This is a genomic window from Allobosea sp. CRIB-10, from assembly GCF_900112185.1.
Taxonomy (GTDB): domain Bacteria; phylum Pseudomonadota; class Alphaproteobacteria; order Rhizobiales; family Beijerinckiaceae; genus Allobosea.
Genome location: NZ_FOKP01000012.1, coordinates 138,541 through 157,903, shown reverse-complemented (window position 1 = coordinate 157,903; position 19,363 = coordinate 138,541). Strand labels below are relative to the sequence as shown.

Below are 19,363 nucleotides of genomic sequence, written 5' to 3'. Positions count from 1 at the left end.
TCAGAGCTCCTGCTTGCGCAGCAGCAGCTGCGATAGCGCGAGGAAGAGCAGCCCGAAGCCCGCGAGCATCACGAGGTTGAAGGCGAGGTCGTCGAAGCCCAGCCCCTTGGTGAAGGCGCCAACGCTGATCGGCTGGTACCAGGCCGTCGGGAAGCCGAGCCCGATCAGCCGCGCCCCGCCCGAGAGCGAGGCGACGGGGACGAGCAGCCCCGAAAAATTCACCGCCGGGATGATCGAGAGGATCGCGGTCGCGAACACCGCCGAGACCTGCGTCTTGGTGAAGGTCGAGATCAGCTGGCCGAAGCCGGTTGTCGCCGTGACATAGAGCAGCGTTCCCAGGGCCAGCAGCGCGGCCGAGCCCTTGATCGGCACGCCGAACAGGAACAGCGCGAGGAGCACCAGCAGCACGAAGCTGATCATCGCGATCGCGATATAGGGCAGCTGCTTGCCGAACAGGAACTCGAACTTCGTGATCGGCGTCGACTGGAAATTGGCGATCGAGCCGGTCTCCTTCTCGCGCACCACCGCGATGGCCGACATGATCGCCGGGATCAGGATCAGCATCAGCATGATCACGCTCGGCACCATGGCATTCACGCTCTTGAAGGCCTGGTTGTAGCGGAAGCGCGTCTCGATATTGATCAGGCTGGCCGCGCTCGTGCCGGTGCTGTTCTGGACCAGCCATTCCTTGGCGTATTGCGCGGCGAGCCCGGTGACATAGCCCTTGGTCGTCTCCGCGCGGAACGGCATCGCCCCGTCGAGCCAGACCGCGACCTCGGGCTTCCGGCCCGATTGCAGGTCGCGCCCGAAGCCCGGCGGGATCTCGATGGCGAGCTGCAATTCGCCGGTGCGCAGACGCTGGTCGAGTTCGCCGGAGCTGCGTAGTGGCGGGCGCTCGTCGAAATAGCGCGAGCCGGAAAAGGCTTCGATCAGTTGCCGGCTTTCGGGCGTGTTGTCGTGATCGAGCGCAGAGAAGCGCAGGTTCTCGACATCGAAGGAGATGCCGAATCCGAAGGCGATCATCAGGACGAGCGGGCCGAGGAAGGCGAAGGCGAGCCGGATCGGATCGCGCAAGAGCTCCATCGTCTCACGCCGCGAATAGGCCCAGAGCCGCTTGGGATCGAAGCGGCGCGGCGGGCGGATCGGCTCGGGCGCCGGCATCGGAGCGTCCGGATCGGGCGCCTCGGTCTTGGCCGCGCGGTCGATGCCGGCAGCCTCGGCGAGATAGTCGACGAAGGTGTCCTCCAGCGAGGCACTGCCCCGTTCCTTGACCAGCTCCTCCGGCGTGCCAACGGCGAGCACCTTGCCGGCATGCATCAGCGAGATCCGGTCGCAGCGCTCCGCCTCGTTCATGAAATGGGTCGAGAGGAAGATCGTGACGCCGTCATCGCGCGAGAGGTCGATCAGCGTGCGCCAGAAGGCGTCGCGAGCGATCGGGTCGACGCCCGAGGTCGGCTCGTCGAGGATCAGCATGGCCGGTCGGTGCAGCACCGCGACGGCGAGCTGCAAACGCTGCTTGATGCCGAGCGGAAGGCTGTCGGGACGGGCATCGACCACGTCCTTGAGATCGTAGCGCTCGAGCAGCTCGGCGATGCGGCCTTCGATCTCCTCGCTCGGCAGATGGTAGAGCTTGGCGTGCAGCTCGAGGTTCTGGCGAACGGTCAGCTCGGTATAGAGCGAGAAGGCCTGCGACATGTAGCCGACGTTCCGCCTCGTCTCCATGTCGTTCGAGCCCATCGGCTTGCCGAACAATTTGGCCGTGCCCTCGCTCGCCGGCAGCAGGCCGGTGAGCATCTTCATCACCGTCGACTTGCCGCAGCCATTCGAGCCGAGGAAGCCGAAGATCTCGCCGCGCTGGATCCGGAAGCTGACATGGTCGACAGCGGTGAAATCGCCGAAGCGGCGGGTGAGCCCCTCGGCCTCGATCGCCGGCACATCGGTGTCGCTGGCCGGGCGCGGTCGCACGACCACCTCCTGGTGATGCGCCCGCTTCGCCTCGGGCAGCAGCGCGATGAACGCCGCCTCCAGCGATTTCTGCCCGGTCTTCGCAAGGATTTCGTCGACCGGCCCGGAGGCGATCACCTTGCCGTCATCCATGGCGGCGAGCCAGTCGAAGCGCTCGGCCTCGTCCATATAGGCGGTCGCGACGATGACGCTCATCTGAGGACGCCTGCCGCGGATCGTGTTGATCAGGTCCCAGAACTGGCCGCGCGAGAGCGGATCGACGCCGGTGGTCGGCTCGTCGAGGATCAGGAGATCGGGATCGTGGATCAGGGCGCAGCACAGGCTGAGCTTCTGCTTCATGCCGCCCGAGAGCTTGCCGGCCGGGCGGTCCTCGAACGGGTCGAGCCCCGTCGCCTGCAGCAATTCGTCGATGCGCCGTCGCCGTTCGGCCTCGCCCTGGCCGAACAGCCGCCCATGGAAGTCGATGTTCTCGAAGACGCTCAGCGTCGGGTAGAGATTGCGGCCGAGGCCCTGTGGCATATAGGCGATGCGCGCGCCCTGCTGCTCACGATGCGCCTTGTCGGCCATGTCGCCATCGAAGACCGTGACGACGCCGGTCTGGATCTGGCGGACCCCGGCGACCAGAGCGAGCAGCGCCGATTTGCCGACGCCGTCGGGACCGATGACGCCGACCATGCGGCGCGCTGGGAACGCGATCGAGACGTCGTCGAGCGCGACCGTCTTGCCGTAGCGGTGCGAGACGTTCTCGACCCTGGCAATGTAACCGTCGCTCATCAGGGGAGCTTCACGCTGAGGTCTTCGGGCCACTGGATCGAGGCGCTGGTGCGGACGAAGCCCATGCCGCGCACGCCGGTCTTGGCCTGCCGGTGGTATTTCTTCAGGACGCGCGGATCGATCTGCAGCTTGACGCGGAACATCAGCTTTTCGCGCTCATCCGCGGTCTCGACACTCTTCGGCGTGAACTGCGCATCGGCCGCGACGAAGCTGACATTGGCGGGGATGACGTAGTTCGGCAGCGGATCGACGGTGATCCGCGCCTCGTCGCCGAGCGCCAGCAGCCCCGCCTGGGCGGCCGGCAGATAGATCGTCATGTAGACGTCGCTGAGATCGAGCAGCGTCAGGATGCGCGCGCCGGCGCCCACGACCTCGCCGGCCCGGGCGAGCTGGTACTGCACGCGGCCGCTGCGCGGGGCGACCAGGGTCATGTCGACCAGCACGGCCTCGATCCGGTCGACCTCGGCCTCGGCGCTCTTGATCGCGAACGCGGCCTGGTCGCGCTGGGCCTCAGCCGCGACGAGCGCTGCCTTTGCGGTATCGGCCTTGGCGACGCGCTGGTCGAAGGTCTGGCGGGTCAGATAGCCCTTGTCGACGAGCTGCTGGCCGCGCTCCAGCTCTGCCTGGGCGAGAGTGATCTCGCTCTTGCGCTGGACGATCAGGGCGTTCGCCTCGGCCAGCCCCTGCTTGGCCTTCAGCACCTGCGATTGCGCGCCGCGCAATTGCGCCTCGTATTCCGGCGAGGAGATCTTCGCGACGACCTGCCCGGCGGTGACGTCATCGCCCTCATTGACCAGCACCTGCGACAGGCGCCCGGCATATTTCGCCGCGACGTCGATCTGCGTCGCCTCGATACGGCCGTTCGACTTGGCGATGCCGGCGGGGAGTGAACCGCTGCGCAGGCGCTGCAGGAACTCCTTGATCCGCGGCTGGGCCTGCGCCGAGGTGCTCAGCGAGACGTCGTGAGAGACCGGGGTCATGACGCTGCCGAAGGTCAGGAGCGTCACGGCCAGGGCCGTCGCGGTCGATAAGCCTGCGAATCTCATTTTCGTTCTCCGAGCTCGGGCCGGCGCGGGGCCCCGGCCTGCTTCGTCATGCAATCCTACGGCCGAGCGGCGAGACCGGCTGCGAGTTTCGGTTGCCGCAAGAGGCGTAGCGTGTGCTGGCCGATCATGCGTTCTTCATCCGTCGGGACGACGAGGATCGGAACGCGGCTGTCGCTGGCCTCGATCCTGCTATCGTTGCGGCTGTTAGCCCCGTCATCGAGCGCCAACCCGGCCCAATGCAGGCGTTCGACCACATTGCGGCGGACCTGATGGGCATTCTCGCCGACGCCGGCGGTGAAGACGAGCGCGTCGAGGCCGCCGAGCGAGACCGAGAGGCTGGCGAAGGCCTGCGCCACACGCAGGCTGAAGAAGTCGATCGCCATCGCCGCTTCCGGCCGGTCGCTCTCCAGCAGCGCCCGGACATCATTGCTGATCCCGGACAGGCCGCGCAGGCCGCTCTCATGGTAGAGCATATGCCCGACTTCCGCCGGGCTCATGCCTTTCTGCTCGATCAGATGCAGTACGACGCCGGGATCGAGCGAGCCGGAGCGCGTCCCCATCGGCAAGCCGTCAAGCGCGGTGAAGCCCATCGTCGTCTCGATGCTGCGGCCGCCTTCCAGGGCGCAGACCGAGGCGCCGGAGCCGAGATGGGCGATGATCACACGCTTGTCGGCGATCTCCGGCGCGATGCCGCGCAGCGCCTGCGAGACGTATTCGTAGGAGAGGCCGTGAAAGCCGTAGCGCCGGACACCTTCGTCATAGAGCCCGCGCGGCAGGGCGAAGCGGTCCGACAATTCGGGATGCCCGCGATGGAAGGCGGTATCGAAACAGGCGACCTGGGGGAGATCGGGCCGGCGCTCGCGCAGGACGCGGATCGGGTCGAGATTGCTGAGCTGGTGCAGCGGCGCCAGCGGAATGAAGGTCTCGAGCGTCCGCATCACGGCGTCGTCGACCAGCACCGGCGCGGAGTAGACCGGGCCGCCATGGACGACGCGGTGGCCGATGCCGATGAGCTGCGCGTCCTTCATCTCGCCGCCGACCCAGTCGGCGATGATGCGCTGCGCCTGTGAGGAGTTCGCGACCTCATCCGCGGCGTAGCTACGCTCGATCAGTGTCTCGCCGGCATGGTCCTTCGCTTTGAGCCGAGGCCTCGTCCCGATGCCATCAACGGCACCGCCGAAGACCAGCGCGATATCATCGCCGATCACCCGGTAGAGCTTGAACTTGATGCTCGAACTGCCGGCATTGACGACGAACAGGACCTCGCTCACCGCCTAGCCTCCAATCGGACGCGTCTGGGCCAGCGCATGGGCGTAGAGCCCGGCGACGGCGCAGGAGGCGAGCCGGGTGCGGACATTGTCGGCACGGCTGGTCAGGATGATAGGCACGCGCGCGCCGAGCACGATGCCGGCGGCATCGGCGCCCGACAGGAAGGTCAGGTTCTTCGCCAGCATGTTGCCGGCTTCGAGGTCCGGCACCACCAGGATCTGGGCCTTGCCCGCGACCGGCGAGACGATGCCCTTGATGCTGGCGGCTTCCGGGCTGATCGCATTGTCGAGGGCGAGCGGCCCGTCGAGCAGGCCGCCACAGATCTGGCCACGATCGGCCATCTTGCAGAGGGCAGCCGCCTCCAGCGTGCTCGGGATCTTGGTCGTCACGGTCTCGACCGCCGACAGGATCGCGACCCGCGGCGTGCCGAGCCCGAGCCCGATATGAAGGTCGATCGCGTTCTGGATGATGTCGCGCTTGGCTTCGAGATCGGGGAAGATGTTGACCGCGGCGTCGGTGATGAAGAGCGGCTCGGCATAGGTCGGCACGTCCATGATGAAGACATGGCTGATGCGCCGGCCGGTCCTTAGCCCGGTCTCCTTGTTGGTCACCTCGGCCAGCAATTCGTCGGTGTGCAGGCTACCCTTCATCAGCAGCGCCGCCTTGCCGGCATGCACCAGCTCGACCGCCTTGGCGGCCGAGGCATGGCTGTGCGGGGTGTCGACGATCTCGAAGCCGGCGATGTCGAGGCCGGCCTGCTTCGCGGTCGCGATGATCCGGCCGGTGGGGCCGACGAGGATCGGCGTGATCAAGCCTTGCGCCGCCGCGTCGAGCGCGCCCCTCAGCGAGGCTTCGTCGCAGGGATGCGCGACCGCGGTCAATGCCGGCGGGATCTCGCGCGCCTTGGCGATCAGGCGCTCATACTTGTCGCCATTGGCAGCGGAGCGCCGGGACTGACCGGCTTCGGCGGCGAGCGTGGAGGTTTGGGCCATCGTTGGGCTCACTTCTGCGGGGCGGTACGACGGCGCGTTTCGGTGCCGGGCCTGCGCCGCTGCGCTGCCGGCTTGGGCGGAGCTGCGCGAACCGTCGGGGGCGGCGTTCCCGCCGCCGGCGCCGGCGGCTCGCGCCCCGGCGCGTGATCCGGGAACATCCTGCTGACGCGTTCGTAGCGAGCGAGCGCTTCCCCTTCGAGCGGGCCGGCGGCGGTCAGGATGCCGTGGAACTCCTCCAGCGAGATCGGCGGTGCCTGCGTGCGCAGAGCACGCTCAATCGCGGCGACAGCCTCCTCCCGGTCGAAGCGCAGCATGAAGAACTGCTCCCGGACCTTGGCCTTGAACTGCCAGAGCGTCGTGCCTTCCAGGCTCTGGTGCTTTTTCTGCAGGCGCCGAAGAGCGGCGAAGATGCGCTCGTCCAGGCTCTTGCCTGCCGCCAGGACGAACATGAAGGCACGCAGCACGGCAATGTTCGCCTCGAGATCGCTGACCCGCTGGCGCAAGCCGGCAAGCCCGGCCTCCAGCTCGGCGACGCCGCGTTCGCGGTCGGCCGGCACGGGGCGCGCCGTCTCGTCGCTGACGCCGAGCGCCTGCTGCAGGGCCGGCCAGCCATAGACCTGCTTGAACAGGAGTTCGGTCGCGGAATCGCGGATGTCACGGAACAGGTCGAGCGAAGCGGCGAGGTTCTGCGAAGCCATCTGCTGCCAGGCGAGGAACGGATTGCCGGCAGCCGCTGGACGGCGATTGCGGCGGACCTGCTCCGCCAAGGCCGGAACGCCGCGCAGGAACGGGTTGTTGTGCGAGAACGCCTCGAATTGCGAGCGCAGCGGATTGAGCCGGCGCGACAATTCCGCGGAAGGCGCGTTGGCGACGGCCTTCACCCAGGGACGCAGCCAGGTCTTGTAGAGATCGGCATTGATCTCCGAGAGCTTTGCAACGGTCGCGAAACGCCGGTCATCCTCGGCCGTGTTCAGCCCCAATGCCCGGATGTCGTCGAGCTTGCGCGGCTCGAAGCGCAGCACATGCTTGCCGGCGGCGAGGTCGGCATAGTCCTGCCCGGGCTCGCGCGGGGTGATCACCGCCTCCCATAGCCCGGGGGGCAGGATGTCGATCAGGTCCATGTTCTCGGTGAGCTCGGTATGCTCCTTCCTTGCGACCGAGCTCGAGACGAACACGCCGAGATGGCCGGCCTGCGGGTGGATGCAGTAGACGATGGTCTGCTCGGCCGCGATCAGGGCGAGATCGCTGGCATAGAGATCGGTAACCCAGCCCAGCGCCTGCTGCGGCGGAGTGATGTTGTCGCCCCAGGAGCAGAAAACCACGATCGGCGAGGTGACCTCGCGCAGGTCGATCGTCTTGCCGGAGGACAGCCTGACCTCGCCCTTGGTCAGCTTGTTGCCGACGAAGAGCTCCTCGACGATGAATTCGATCTCCACGCGGTTGAGCAGCACATGGCCGCCCCACCATTTCTCGAAGGAGAGAAAACGCTCGGCTTCCGTGTCGACCTGCGACCAGACATCGTAGAGCTTGCTCCACCAGGTGTTGGCCGGGTTCAGCCTCTCGAAATTCTGGACGAGATAGGCCCCGTCGAAGATGCCGGCGCCGAGATCGCCCGTCAACGAGGCCAGCCAGGAGCCGCCGAGCATGCCGCCCGAATAGCGCATCGGGTTGAGGCCGTCCTTGCCGTTCCAATAGGCCAGCGGCGCGCCCGCCGCCATGATCGGCCCCATCAGATCGGGGCGGGCGGCGGCGAGCCCGAGCACGGCCCAGCCGGCCTGGCAGTTGCCGATCACGCAGGGTTTGCCGGGATAATCGGGATGGCGCTTGATCACGGCCTCGATGAAGGCGGCCTCGGCGCAGCCGACATCCTCGATCGTCTGGCCCGGCACCGGATCGGGCAGGAAGCCGATGAAATAGCAGGGATGGCCGGCGGCAAGCGCCGCGCCGATCTCGCTGTCCGGTTTCATCCCGCCGATCCCCGGCCCATGGCCGGCGCGCGGATCGACGACGATGAAGGGGCGCGACGCCTCATTGGTGACGACGCCCTCCGGCGGAACGATCCGGACCAGCCAGTAGTTCACCGGGCGCGGCAGGTTGCGGCCGCTCATCACGGGCTCGAAGCTGAAGCCCAGGACATGCGGGGCGATCATCGCCACATGCTCGAGATAATTGTCGCCGCGCCTTCGCAGCACATCGAGCATCAGGACATTGCGCTGGGCGACATCGATCAGATAGTCGCCGAGATCGGAGCGAAACAGCGCTTCCGCCTTTGCACCGGCGGATGGGTTCACCGAGAAGGGGCCGGTCATATCGCTTTTCCCTACGCGCCACAGGGCTTGTACGTTGGAGCGTCGCAGCAGCTTGCCGCACTGCACTATCGCCAGCGTAAGACGCTTTAGCAACGACCCTGGCCGCTGCCCGCCTCAACATACATTCCCCAAGTGGCATGCCGTCTGACGTGAGTTTCGCCTGAATCCGACCGCAGGACAATCATTTTCCGTCCCGAGCGGCGTCGTCGGGCGCGCAAGGCGCTGAGACAGGGCAGATCGGCCCGCGAAGCCGCCGTGTTGTGCCCTGGTGGCGGTGTTTTTCAGCGCAGCGGACAGACCCATCCTGCCGTTTTCGTTCAGTTTGGGCGTGGATGGCGGTCATGCGCATAGCGGAGGCGCTCGCAATCGGCGGATGGCGGCGAGGATGGCGCGGACCATCGGACCGGTGACGGCCACCTCGGCCAGCTGGAAGGTGATGGCGCGGGCATGGCGGACGACACGTGCCCCGATCTTGATCAGCTTCAGTTGCAGGCTGGTCAACGACCAGTCGGCCATCGTCTCGGGCAACTCGATGCAGCGCAAGAAGATGGCCAGGTTGTAGGCCAGCGCATGCAGTTGCAGTCGCACCTCATTGTCGCGGAACTTCCGGCATGACAGCCGCGTCCAGTGGAAGGCATATTTACCTTCCTTGATGTGCTGCTCGGCGGTGCCGCGCTGGTTATAGAACCGCACCACCCAGTCGGGCTCCATCGGCAGGTTGGTGACGATGAAGCCGACACGCGGGAACAGTTCGCCCGGATGCCATTCGATCTTGGCGATCACCCGGCGTTCCTTGTCCCAGGATGCCGCCTGATACTCGAAGTCTTCGTAGAAGCGCTTGACCTTGGTCAGCGAAGGTCGCCCGACAGGGCGCGTCAGCCGATGCGCGATCTTCTCGCGCAGGACGTTGTTCGCAGGCAGCCGGATGGCGTAGAAGAATCGGGCTTCTTCCAGCCGCTCATAGATCGCGGGGATCGCGTAGGCGGCGTCAGCCCGGAAGAACCGGCCGCAAAGGTCGCGCTCCGCGTAGCGGGCGATGACGGGGTCGAGAACGTCCCGCCAGCCATCGGCGCTGTGGACGTTGCCATGGCGCAAGGCGCAGCGCTCCAGCATGCCGAACTGGTTGAACAAAAAGTTCGGGTGATAGCAGGTGCAGTCGAAATGCCCGTTCCAGGCCGCGCCCTCCTGATCGCCATGGGTGGGGCTGACCGAACTGTCCATGTCCAGAACGATGTACTTCAGCCCGTTACGGTCATGGAACCGGTCGATCCATTGGCCATTCAGGTCGGCCAGCGCGGCACGGTTCTCGGGCTGTGCCAGTGTCTCGGTCTCGAACCGTCCCATCTGCGAGGCCGAGGCCGCTTGCGCATCGACAGCCCTTCCACCCACGACCTGGCGCATCACCGGATCGAGGGCCAGGCGGTCGGCGTCGTTCACATCCTCGTATCCGGCCAGTCGCCCGAACACCGATTGCCGGAACAACCCGTCAAGCCGGTGGACCGTGTTCTTGCCGCGCCGGGTGTCGCGCAATGCTTTTGCCGCCAGATCGGACAGCCCGAGCGCGTCATCCAGCTCGCGCATCACCAGCAGGCCGCCGTCGGAACTGAGCTGCGCACCTCGGAACTCCACATGCACCCGGCGGTCGAACTCGACCCGATCTGCCCGCTTCGAACCCGCACCCTCTGGGTGATCCATCAAACGCGCCCCTCACGGCCATCAACACCATGATTTATATCGGAAATATTGAGATCCTGACAGCAAAATCAGCGATTTACTTGGGGAATGTGGGATCAGATGATGCTAGCCGATTGATAATAATAGACGCCTTGCTGAGATTGAAGGTTGCATGCGAATAATTGACCCCAAAAAACATAGCGCTCGGGTACAGCAAATCCTTGACGCTGCACGCATTTGCTTTGCAGAAAAAGGATTTCATCAGACAAGTACCGCTTTCATCTGTATTCGAGCCGGTATGAGCTCTGGCAATGTATTCCATTATTTTCCTAACAAGCAGGCCATCATTGCTGCCGTCGTTGATGGAGTGCGCAAGGACATCGCTGAGTGCTTCAAATCCGCGCTACAGGCGACCGACCCGTTGGGTGGAATCCTGGAATTCACGGACATGATTTTAGGCCTGGCAGCCGACAAGGCCTTCGCGGGACTGGCCCTCGAGATCGCGGCTGAAGCAACGAGAGATCCGGCGATCGGCGTGCGGGTCTCCCGAAACGACATCGAACTTCGTAGCGCACTTCAGGCTCTTATCATCGCAGCCGAGGAGCGCGGCCAGATTGGTAGAGCGCTTCCTTCCGCCGATACCGCCACATGGATCGCCACCCTGATCGACGGGATATTTTTGCGCGTCGGTGTTGACCCAGACTTTCACCCCGAGGCTCACAGCAGCACCCTCCGCCTAATGATCGCCCGCATGCTCTTCACAGATGCAGCGGGTCATTCTGGCGTAATCTCTCTTTGAGCATCAGATCACGGCTCTGGACTCCGCCGACGCCCGCCGCACCGATGCCCCCGCCCCGCACGGCTCGGCGGGCTTCGGATATGGCAACGTGGTGGTGCTTGAAGAACCGCCTGGCTCGCCACTGAGCCGCGCTTACATAGCGTGGGGCGTCCACGGTCAATACGTCTTGAATGCGGGAATAAGGTCTTCATTCTGCTGCCTTTGCTCTGGGTGGTCGCAGCTCAGGAACATCGCTCGAACTCGACGCGAAGTTGCGTTTTCGCAAAGTGCCGGCAAGCCGCATCCGATAATGTTGCGGTGCAGCGAGAGATTGTTGAGCTCGCTACCGTGATGGAGAAGACAGATGTTCAGGACCATTCTGGCCGGCGCGCTGATGACGCTGGCGACCGTGGGCGCGAATGCCGCCGAAGTTGAGGTTAAGATGCTCAACAAGGGTGCTGCCGGAGTCATGGTGTTCGAGCCGGCGCTTGTGAAGATCGCGCCGGGCGACACGGTGAAGTTCCTTCCTACCGACAAGAGCCACAATGCCGAGAGCATTCCCGAGATGCTGCCGGCCGGGGCGGAGCCCTTTAACGGGAAGATGAACGAGCAGGTCGAGGTGACCTTCAAGGAAAACGGCGTGTACGGCGTTCGCTGCAAGCCGCACTACGGCATGGGCATGGTCGCCCTGATCGTAGTGGGCGAGCCGACCAATCTGGAAGCAGCTGCTGCCGCTAAGCATCCCGGCAAGGCCAAGCAGGCCTTCGCCGATCTGGTCGGCAAGGTGAGCCAGCTCGCCAAGGCGCAGTAGCCTTAAACATTCACGATTGCAGCGCGGCCGGTTGAATCCGGCCGCGGGAGGACGGTTCCGATGGCACCCATACCGAGGTTGCGGGCCTATGAGGGACCCGCCTTACTGTCATATGGCTTTCGGCCGTTTTTCCTTTTGGCCGCGCTGCAGGCCGGACTGACGATCTTGATCTGGCTGCCCTTCGTCACCGGTCATCTCGTCGTTCCGACGGCCTTCGTGCCGGTAGACTGGCACGTCCACGAGATGCTCTTCGGCTATCAGGCCGCCGCGATCGGCGGCTTCCTGCTGACCGCCATCCCGAACTGGACGGGCCGGCTCCCCGTGCAGGGGACGCCGTTGCTCGTGCTCCTGCTCGCCTGGCTCGCGGGACGCGTCGCGGTTACGTTCTCGGCCCTGATCGGCTGGCCCTTCGCCATGGTCGTCGATTGCCTCTTTCTCCTCCTGCTCGCCGGTGCGGCCGCGCGCGAGATTATGACGGGGCGCAACTGGCGCAATCTCAAGGTCGTGGTGCTGGTCGGGCTGCTGCTTGCCTCCAACATCGCCTTCCATCTCGAGGCCGGGCTGGCCGGGAGCGCCGATTTCGCGCGCCGTTTTGCCATTGGCGTCGTTCTCCTGCTTGTCGCGCTGATCGCAGGGCGCATCGTGCCGAGCTTCACGCGCAATTGGCTGGCGCAGCAGGGCCAGGGGCGGATGCCCATTCCGTTCGGCCGCTACGACAAGGTGGTTCTGGCGGTGAGCGCGGCCGCACTCGGTCTCTGGGTAGCTCTGCCGGGTATCCCTGCGACTGGCCTGACGCTAGCGCTCGCTGCTGGGCTGCACTTCGTCAGGCTCGCCCGCTGGGCGGGCGACCGCTCATGGCGCAATCCCCTGCTCGTCATCCTGCATGTCGGCTATCTCTTCGTGCCTGTGGGCTTCGCGCTGACGGCGATGGCGAGCTTCGGCCTCATCGCTCCCGCGGCCGGCACCCATGCCTGGACCGCCGGCGCCTTCGGCACAATGACGCTCGCCGTGATGTCTCGTGCCAGCCTCGGTCACACAGGCCGGCCTCTCGTCGCCACGGCCGCGACCCAGCTTTGCTATGCGCTGGTCGTCATCGGTGCGGTGGCGCGGGTCTGCTCGGCGCTCGGCCATGGCCCGGTCGCGCTGCTGCACGTCGCCGGGCTGAGTTGGTCGCTTGCGTTCCTGGTTTTCGCGACGGAGTACTGGCGGGTGCTGACCGGTACTCGCCTCGCTTCGAAGGCGTCTCCCGTCGCGCAGCGGGGCTGAACTCAGCCGCAGCCGCCTTCATCGCGCTGCGGATCGTTCAGGATCGGCCAGAAGCCGATCAGCCAGGTGCCGAAGGAGGCCGACCAGAGCCCACTGGCCAGCTGTGGTGCAGCCCGAGTAGGCTTGTGCCGATGTCGAGCTCGGGCAGGACACGTAGAAGCTCGGCTGCGGTCATCAGCGCCAGCTTGGCTGCCGGCGGCAGCACCAGGTCCCGCCCGCTGTGACACAACCCTGCGATCACGAGGATCGCCATCACCGCGAGCCCGAGCGCCCCGACCGAAAGCAGGTGCAGCGAAGGTGTGAAAGTTGGCGTGCGGCTTCTCTAGTCGGCTCGACCGCCTAGGCCACGACCATCCCGATTGTAAGTACGGCTTTGGCCGAAACCCAGAGCCCGCCGTAGAGAGCAACAGCCTGCGCCCGGTCGCCCCGCGGAGCAAATGTATGTGGGAACGCTAGGGCGAGCATAAGCGGTCCGGGCAAGCCCTGGACAGCCAGCACCGATAAAATTTCGATCAATTCGCCCATAACGTCCCGCCTCATTCATGACGCGATGCGACGATACGTGTCGATTTCTAAGGCCATCCTTGGCAATACGCTCAAATTTTAATGATCGAGGCTCGCGGGCGGCGCGCGGAGGCAAAAACTTGTGGCTAAGCCTGCTTCGTGGTGCCCTGTGTCTGGAGACGAGACGGCAAGGCGCCTAGCGTCCATGTCACAGACACCGGCTCGACGGCTCGCCGTCCTCTGACAGGCTTTGGTAGAGACGCCTTGCGTATTCTGTGCTTCGACGACGCCCTTCGACAATCGGCACCGCTGCCGCTGAACTTTCGCTGGAGCGCTGCCGAGCGTATCGGTGGGGGCGAATTGGCCTCGCCTGGCGCCGCTGTTGTCCGGCATGCGGCAGACCTTGAGCGCCTGGCGCAGATGCTGCCGGCAAGTGTGTATTCCGTGCTGCCGCTGATCGCTCTCGATGACGCGCTTTGCGATCGTGCCGACCTCGTTGTCGGGCCATCCTTCTCCGCGATCGTCGATGCGCTTCGGATCCTGCAGCCATCGATCCAGCGTGCAGCCCAGCTTCCGCTTGCCTATACACGGCTTCGCGATAACGCGGCTCAGCTGCTGGCCTATCTCGTCGTTCGTGACGCACCGCTAAAGCCCAGCTACGATCCCGGCCTTCCAGAGGTCGTCGGCTACGGCGTCGCAGGTAGCCGATTTGGGCATACGATTGTAGCCGATGCTGCCCACTTATCGGACCTTGGCTATCTCCAAGCCCGCTTCTTCGACCGAACGAATACATGTCCGTCATGCTCGTCCGCCCGCCTGTTGCTGCGCGAGGAATGCTCGGCCTGCCGGGGCGGCCGGGTCAAGGATGAGGCGATTATCCATCATCTTCGCTGCGCTTATCAGGCCGCGGAGAGCCGCTTTGAGCGAGGAGCCGACCTTGTCTGCCCCAAATGCCGGCAACAACTCAATCATTTTTCGGTCGATTACGACAAACCGGGCATGGCCCTTGTTTGTGGGGATTGCGGCCACATGACGGGGGAGCCCGCGATCGGTTTTCGCTGCATCGATTGCGGTATGAAGGACGACGCCGAGCGTCTCATTGCCCGGGACGTTAATGCGTATGAGCTGAAACATCAGGGACGGACCGCCGTCTACGACCCAGCCTGGCTCGCCCGCTTCAGTCGCGAAGCTGATCTGGCCGGGCCGGAGCGCCACCAGATGGCGCGCCACGAGGTGGCGGTCAGAAACGGCGAACCCACCAGCCTGCTTGAACTCCGCGTCCATGCCGACCACGCGTCTTGGCGCTGGTGGCGCCCTCGCTCGCCTGGCGACAGCCGCACCAGGGCCTTGATCGGCCGCCTGATAAAGGAACATTTCGACGGAGCCGCAAGCATCGTCGAATCTCAAGGGGGCTATCAGGTTCGCATTCCATCGCATTACGACGACGTCGAACGGCAGCTGCCGGAACTCGAAAGAAAGCTCAAAACCTTCGTTGCCGGCCGAATGACTTACGATTTGCGCGTTTTGCCGGCAGCGGAAAATGCGATGACGCGCCTGGCTCAGGGCTAGTCGTGATGCTCGACGCCTATCACTTTCTCACAGCCTTGAGCGAGGAACAGGTCATCGACCTGTTTTGGGTTGCTCTCGCGCTCGACCTGCCGCGCTACTTCCTCGGCTTTGTGGCTGTCATCGCGTGGCAATTCTTCGCCATCCCCTCGCATTCGGGGCGCGGCGGGGTGCCGGCAAAGGTGAGCGTCCTTGTGGTCGGCCACAATGAGGAGCACTCGTTAGAGCGCTGCGTCCTTTCGCTGCGCGAGCAGAGCCTCAGCGGCGTTGAAATCGTCTGCGTCGATGACGGGTCCGCGGATCGCACCTTTTCGATTATGCGCCGTCTTGAACGCCAGGGGCTTGTTCAACGCGCGGTGCGCCTCAGTCTGAGGGGTGGCAAATCGGCCGCCCTCAACCTTGCCGCCGAATTAGCGACGGGGGATATCTTCATTGTCGTGGACTGCGATTGCTCTTTCGATCGCCACGCACTGCGGGAGATCGTAGCGCCTTTCGCTGATCACGAGATTGCGGCGGTCTGCGGCAACATCCTGGCGCGCAACTGGCGCAATAGTCTCGTCGCCTCGCTTCAAGCGATCGAGTATCTGGTCGCAATCTCGCTCGGCAAGACTCTGGCAGACGGCTTAGGCCAGGTCACCTGTGTCTCGGGCGCGTTCGGCGCTTTCCGCCGGCAATCCTGGCAGGCTGTCGGCGGCCAGGACGTGGGGCCGGGCGAAGACCTGGATTTTACCTTTCGTCTCCGCCTCGCCGGTCACCAGATTCGCTTCGCCCGCAGTGCAATCTGCTACACGGACGTGCCTGACACCCTTGCCGCGTTCGTTCGCCAACGCGCTCGCTGGGAACGAGACGCATTCTGGATTCGGTTGCGCAAATTCGGTTACGCCTTCAATCCCTTTCACCAGCGTTTCAGGCCTAGCGAGTTGGCGAACCAGCTGGATTTCCTCGTCTTCACGCTTCTTCCCACGGTCGTCTTTCCGGCTTATCTGCTTTACCTCGCGCTGATGATGCCGGGATTCGCGCCGACTCTCATCGTCGCCGTAACGATCGGTATTACGCTCTTCGAACTGATCGCCTTTGCACTCGCCATCGTCATTTCGGGCCGCCACGAGTATTGGCCGCTCGTCCTGTTCATTCCCCTGTTTGGAATATTCCAGGCATATTTCATGCGCTGCCTGCGCCTGTGCGCCTATCTCGACGAGCTCATCTTCTCGCGGTCGCTGGAGGACAATTACGTGCCCGCCAAGGTGCGGGCTTGGTCAAACTGGCGATGAAGCAATGTCGAAAGCCGTGAGGAAGCCTTCATGATCCGCCGCAGCCTTGCCCCGAAGGCGCGTCCGGACCTTCTCGTCAACCAAGCTCGTTCGGCTCGCCGGAGCCCGCTTCGCATCATCTATCTTGGCCTCGTCGTAGGGCTCGCATTTTATCTCTCGGTGATTGTGGTCGGGCCCTTCGTTACACTGCAATCTGGTGGGATCGTCACGACAGAGCGCTTCACAGTGGCCTCAGCCTACGCTTCGCGCGTTGCGCGCGTGCACGTCGCGCCCGGTGACGAAGTTAGGGCAGGCGCGCCGCTTCTCAATGTCGAGTCGCCGGAAGTTCTCGATACGGCGGCGAAGCTCTCGGCCCAGAAGAGCAGCCTGGATGATCGCCTCCTGCAGACCAAAGCACGATTGACGACCGTGGCGCGCTTGCTGCCGATCGCACGCGAGCGCAAAGCGCGGGCTCGAAGCACTGCGGCCCAAATCGGCGGACTGGAGACCAAAGGCCTGATCCCGCTTTCCACGCGAACCCAGACGATTCGCGAACTCTACGAAGCGGAGCGGGAGGAAGCGACGCTGGAGGGTGAGGTCGCGGCCCTGGAGGATCAGCTGAGAGGCCTGCGGGAACCGCTCGCGCGGATCGAGGCGGCTCTGGAGCAGCTCCACCGCGCTTACGCCGACGGTTTGATCCGATCACCTGTTGCCGGGATCGTGTCGGCAAAAGTATCAAGTCCCGGCTTTGTCGCACGGTCCGGAGACGCAATGTTGGAGATTCTTCATGGCGCCCCGTTCGTGCTCGCCTATCTGCCGACGGGACGTCTGTACGATGTCGCCCCCGACATGCCCGTCGTCGTGACCGATGGCGTGAACACGGCTCGCGGCCGGATCGAAAGGATCGAGAATGTCGCGGACACGCTCCCGCCGGAATTTCAGAACGCGTTTAAACCGAGTGAGCGACAACAGGTGATGCGCATCGCCTATGCCGGACCGGAAACCTTCCCGGTTTCGACCAAGGTCACGGTCCTCTCGCCCGGCAGTGCCGGCGAACTGCCGACACGCATGAAACATGCGCTCGCCTCGCTCCAGATGCCGCCCGATGGCGAGTGGCTTGCCGCGGCTCGAATGGTTGACGAATTCCTAAAGATGCTCTGGCGCGAGATCGGCGAGCTCTCTGCCATCAATATCCGTTGATTGCGGCACAGCGCGCCGTCCAGGCAGCTTGGATCAGGGCTGGTGCCGAACGGCTAGGATGGGCGCTTCGGGAGGACTGCCGCTGCGTTGATTGCTGCAAGTGCCGCTAGACCTAGCAGGACGTGGGAGGGCTGTCCCGACCCGGCAGACGCATAAAGTCGGAGAAAAAGCAGAAAGACGGCGGCATTCGCGGCGGCCAGCAGGTAGCGTAACAATTTCATCCACTTACCTTGAAATACCTTCTATTTTGACGTGACTCTCCATAATATACTATAGAAACAAAATCACAATTTTATGCTATTAAATATTGCGGGATCTACAATTTACCTTCAGATATGACTAACTGATCGATCTTCAAGCCTTAATAGAGAGATATTGTCAGTATTTTCGTTTTAAATACATCTCAATTTCGATAGTTATGGGAATGGGCGATTACCTGCGACTGCGCCGACTGCCGGACCCAACGCCTATCCTCGACCGTTATCCGCTCCAGCTTCTCATATTTGTCGAGAAATCCCCCGCGACAATCCAAAAAGGCGCCTTCCCGACGAGATCAGGGAAAGAACGGGCTAACCTTTTGGCCACGGCAATGCGGTGGTCGGCCTCGAATGGCCACTCTCCGGAAAGTAACGGGGGGAGTTCGGTCCCTTAGCGGAAGTCCCCTCCGTTGACCTAAGCTCCTAGGTGCGGGTGTCTCCACACCTTCGCGGCAGATACCAGGAGGATGAGCGTGAGCCCCGGTAGCAGGACTCCACTTGGAACGAGGCCAGCAACTGTCCGCCCAAGAGCGTGCCGACAATGGAGCCGCAGCCATCGTCAACACGAATGTCTTGCTCTTGCCGACGACCGAAAAGCTCTGATCACGGCTGAAGCGCGTGAAAGGGCCCTGCCGCTATTCTGCGTTCTCTGCCAGACCCTTCAGGCCGGCGATGTCGCGGACCATGAGCTTCTGGCGACCTCCTTCGACCAACCCTTGCGTCTCCCACGCACTGAGGATGCGCGAAACCGTGTGCAGTGTCGTACCCGTCATCTCGGCAATGTCGCGCCGAGAAATCGGAAAATCGACGTGTAGGCCGGCTTCATCGCGCCTTCCGGCCTGCTCGACCAGCCGCAGAACGGCATGGGCCACGCGGCGCTCGACCTCCTCCGTCGACATTTCGCGGATGCGGGTGTGGGCCTCGTCGAGGCGCTGACCGATCGTGCGGATCGCGTTCATCGCCAGATGCGGGTTGCTCTCGACGAAGCTGTCCCAAGATTCGGTCGGCCAGGCCGCGACCAGGCTGTCGACGGCCGCCGTCGCCGTGCCGGGATAGTCGCTCCGGCTCAGCGCGCGCGTAAAGCCGAAGAGATCGCCGGGATGGACGACACGCACGATGATCTGCTGACCATCGCGCGTGACCTGCGTTACCTTCAATCGGCCGTGCAGCAGAAGATAGAAGGCCTTTGCCGCGTCGCCCTGTTCGAACACCGTTTCACCCTGGGGGATTCGGCGCGCACTGGCCTGCGCTGTCATGCGGTCGAGCTGCCCGTCGTCCATCGTCGCAAACAGCGGGATGCTGCGCAGGACGCTGCGGTCCATTCCCACGAGATCGTCTTCCTTCCGGCGGACTCGAACCACCAGCGACGGGCTGTCGTTCTCGGCTGGCGCCGCCGGATATGACCTCAATCACCCCGACTGTTCAAGTGCGTCACATTCAGCCGACGAGGGCGATCTTGATTCCGGTAAGCATGCACAGGAGCGCGGCATAGCCGATGAGGGCAGTGGCGAGGGTCGGGCTCTCCCGGTGCAGACGCATGAAGCCCAGCACCACCAGCGCCGCCTTGGTCAAGCTCAGCATTGCGATGGCGACGCCGCGCGGACCAGGAGCGAACGCTGCCGCGGCCAGCAGGCTCGCGCCCGTCGCGAGCAGCAATGCGAGCAAGATGGCGGGGAACGGAATATCGCGGGAAAGCTGCATC

14 protein-coding genes and 1 pseudogene are annotated in these 19,363 nt (G+C 64.2%); 6 read left to right on the top strand and 9 right to left on the bottom strand.

Features of this window, described 5'->3' with window-relative positions; genetic code table 11:
• From rbbA to BMZ69_RS16570, 6 genes are all read right to left on the bottom strand, one after another.
• The gene (gene rbbA / locus BMZ69_RS16595) at window positions 1-2,739 is read right to left on the bottom strand and encodes a ribosome-associated ATPase/putative transporter RbbA (protein ID WP_092158507.1); all 2,739 of its coding nucleotides are present in this window, start codon (window positions 2,737-2,739) and stop codon (window positions 1-3) included.
• Window positions 2,739-3,719, bottom strand: a complete 981-nt coding sequence (locus BMZ69_RS16590; protein WP_092158554.1) for an HlyD family secretion protein — start codon at window positions 3,717-3,719, stop codon at window positions 2,739-2,741. The genes rbbA and BMZ69_RS16590 overlap by 1 nt, the downstream gene beginning before the upstream one ends.
• Window positions 3,720-3,841: 122 nt before the next feature.
• A complete protein-coding gene (locus BMZ69_RS16585; protein ID WP_092158505.1) occupies window positions 3,842-5,056 on the bottom strand; it encodes an acetate/propionate family kinase in 1,215 nt (404 codons plus the stop codon).
• Window positions 5,057-5,059: 3 nt separating this feature from the next.
• Window positions 5,060-6,046: a phosphate acetyltransferase gene (locus tag BMZ69_RS16580; protein WP_092158503.1), complete on the bottom strand. Its 987-nt coding sequence runs from the start codon at window positions 6,044-6,046 to the stop codon at window positions 5,060-5,062.
• Between the two features lie 8 nt (window positions 6,047-6,054).
• Window positions 6,055-8,355, bottom strand: coding sequence for a DUF3141 domain-containing protein (locus BMZ69_RS16575; RefSeq protein WP_092158501.1), 2,301 nt, complete (start codon window positions 8,353-8,355; stop codon window positions 6,055-6,057).
• Between the two features lie 339 nt (window positions 8,356-8,694).
• Complete coding sequence (locus BMZ69_RS16570) at window positions 8,695-10,050, bottom strand: IS1380-like element ISKpn23 family transposase (RefSeq protein ID WP_003168745.1); 1,356 nt, start codon at window positions 10,048-10,050, stop codon at window positions 8,695-8,697.
• Window positions 10,051-10,201: 151 nt separating this feature from the next.
• On the opposite strand from BMZ69_RS16570, the gene BMZ69_RS16565 reads away from it, so the two are divergent.
• The 6 genes from BMZ69_RS16565 (at window position 10,202) to BMZ69_RS16530 (ending at window position 17,404) form a co-directional block, all read left to right on the top strand.
• Window positions 10,202-10,828 carry a TetR/AcrR family transcriptional regulator gene (locus tag BMZ69_RS16565; RefSeq protein ID WP_092158499.1) on the top strand — a complete coding sequence of 209 codons (627 nt, stop codon included), beginning with the start codon at window positions 10,202-10,204 and terminating at the stop codon, window positions 10,826-10,828.
• A gap of 373 nt (window positions 10,829-11,201) precedes the next feature.
• Window positions 11,202-11,618, top strand: a complete 417-nt coding sequence (locus tag BMZ69_RS16560; RefSeq protein WP_244543403.1) for a pseudoazurin — start codon at window positions 11,202-11,204, stop codon at window positions 11,616-11,618.
• A gap of 60 nt (window positions 11,619-11,678) precedes the next feature.
• Window positions 11,679-12,884, top strand: coding sequence for an NnrS family protein (locus tag BMZ69_RS16555; RefSeq protein ID WP_092158495.1), 1,206 nt, complete (start codon window positions 11,679-11,681; stop codon window positions 12,882-12,884).
• A gap of 768 nt (window positions 12,885-13,652) precedes the next feature.
• The gene (locus BMZ69_RS16540; protein WP_139219076.1) at window positions 13,653-14,957 is read left to right on the top strand and encodes a TackOD1 domain-containing metal-binding protein; all 1,305 of its coding nucleotides are present in this window, start codon (window positions 13,653-13,655) and stop codon (window positions 14,955-14,957) included.
• Window positions 14,958-14,962: 5 nt separating this feature from the next.
• Window positions 14,963-16,225 (top strand): glycosyltransferase family 2 protein, encoded by a 1,263-nt coding sequence (locus BMZ69_RS16535; RefSeq protein WP_092158487.1) that lies wholly within the window; start codon window positions 14,963-14,965, stop codon window positions 16,223-16,225.
• Between the two features lie 30 nt (window positions 16,226-16,255).
• A complete protein-coding gene (locus tag BMZ69_RS16530) occupies window positions 16,256-17,404 on the top strand; it encodes an HlyD family secretion protein (protein WP_092158485.1) in 1,149 nt (382 codons plus the stop codon).
• Window positions 17,405-18,076: 672 nt separating this feature from the next.
• Here the strand turns inward: BMZ69_RS16530 and BMZ69_RS32135 are convergent.
• From BMZ69_RS32135 to BMZ69_RS16515, 3 genes and pseudogenes are all read right to left on the bottom strand, one after another.
• Window positions 18,077-18,284, bottom strand: a pseudogene (locus BMZ69_RS32135) (sulfite exporter TauE/SafE family protein); the annotation flags it as partial.
• A gap of 12 nt (window positions 18,285-18,296) precedes the next feature.
• On the bottom strand, window positions 18,297-18,989 hold the full coding sequence (locus BMZ69_RS16520) for a Crp/Fnr family transcriptional regulator (RefSeq protein ID WP_348272479.1): 693 nt from the start codon (window positions 18,987-18,989) through the stop codon (window positions 18,297-18,299).
• A 109-nt stretch (window positions 18,990-19,098) separates the two neighbouring features.
• Window positions 19,099-19,362, bottom strand: a complete 264-nt coding sequence (locus tag BMZ69_RS16515; protein ID WP_092158483.1) for a hypothetical protein — start codon at window positions 19,360-19,362, stop codon at window positions 19,099-19,101.
• Window position 19,363: the final 1 nt, after the last annotated feature.

Excerpts from the sequence above, each read along its gene's own strand:
- rbbA (WP_092158507.1), bottom strand. The coding sequence starts at position 2,739 with ATGAGCGACGGTTACATTGCCAGGGTCGAGAACGTCTCGCACCGCTAC.
- BMZ69_RS16590 (WP_092158554.1), bottom strand. The coding sequence starts at position 3,719 with ATGACCCCGGTCTCTCACGACGTCTCGCTGAGCACCTCGGCGCAGGCC.
- BMZ69_RS16580 (WP_092158503.1), bottom strand. The coding sequence starts at position 6,046 with ATGGCCCAAACCTCCACGCTCGCCGCCGAAGCCGGTCAGTCCCGGCGC.
- BMZ69_RS16575 (WP_092158501.1), bottom strand. The coding sequence starts at position 8,355 with ATGACCGGCCCCTTCTCGGTGAACCCATCCGCCGGTGCAAAGGCGGAA.
- BMZ69_RS16570 (WP_003168745.1), bottom strand. The coding sequence starts at position 10,050 with ATGGATCACCCAGAGGGTGCGGGTTCGAAGCGGGCAGATCGGGTCGAG.
- BMZ69_RS16565 (WP_092158499.1), top strand. The coding sequence starts at position 10,202 with ATGCGAATAATTGACCCCAAAAAACATAGCGCTCGGGTACAGCAAATC.
- BMZ69_RS16560 (WP_244543403.1), top strand. The coding sequence starts at position 11,202 with ATGACGCTGGCGACCGTGGGCGCGAATGCCGCCGAAGTTGAGGTTAAG.
- BMZ69_RS16555 (WP_092158495.1), top strand. The coding sequence starts at position 11,679 with ATGGCACCCATACCGAGGTTGCGGGCCTATGAGGGACCCGCCTTACTG.
- BMZ69_RS16535 (WP_092158487.1), top strand. The coding sequence starts at position 14,963 with ATGCTCGACGCCTATCACTTTCTCACAGCCTTGAGCGAGGAACAGGTC.
- BMZ69_RS16530 (WP_092158485.1), top strand. The coding sequence starts at position 16,256 with ATGATCCGCCGCAGCCTTGCCCCGAAGGCGCGTCCGGACCTTCTCGTC.
- BMZ69_RS16515 (WP_092158483.1), bottom strand. The coding sequence starts at position 19,362 with ATGCAGCTTTCCCGCGATATTCCGTTCCCCGCCATCTTGCTCGCATTG.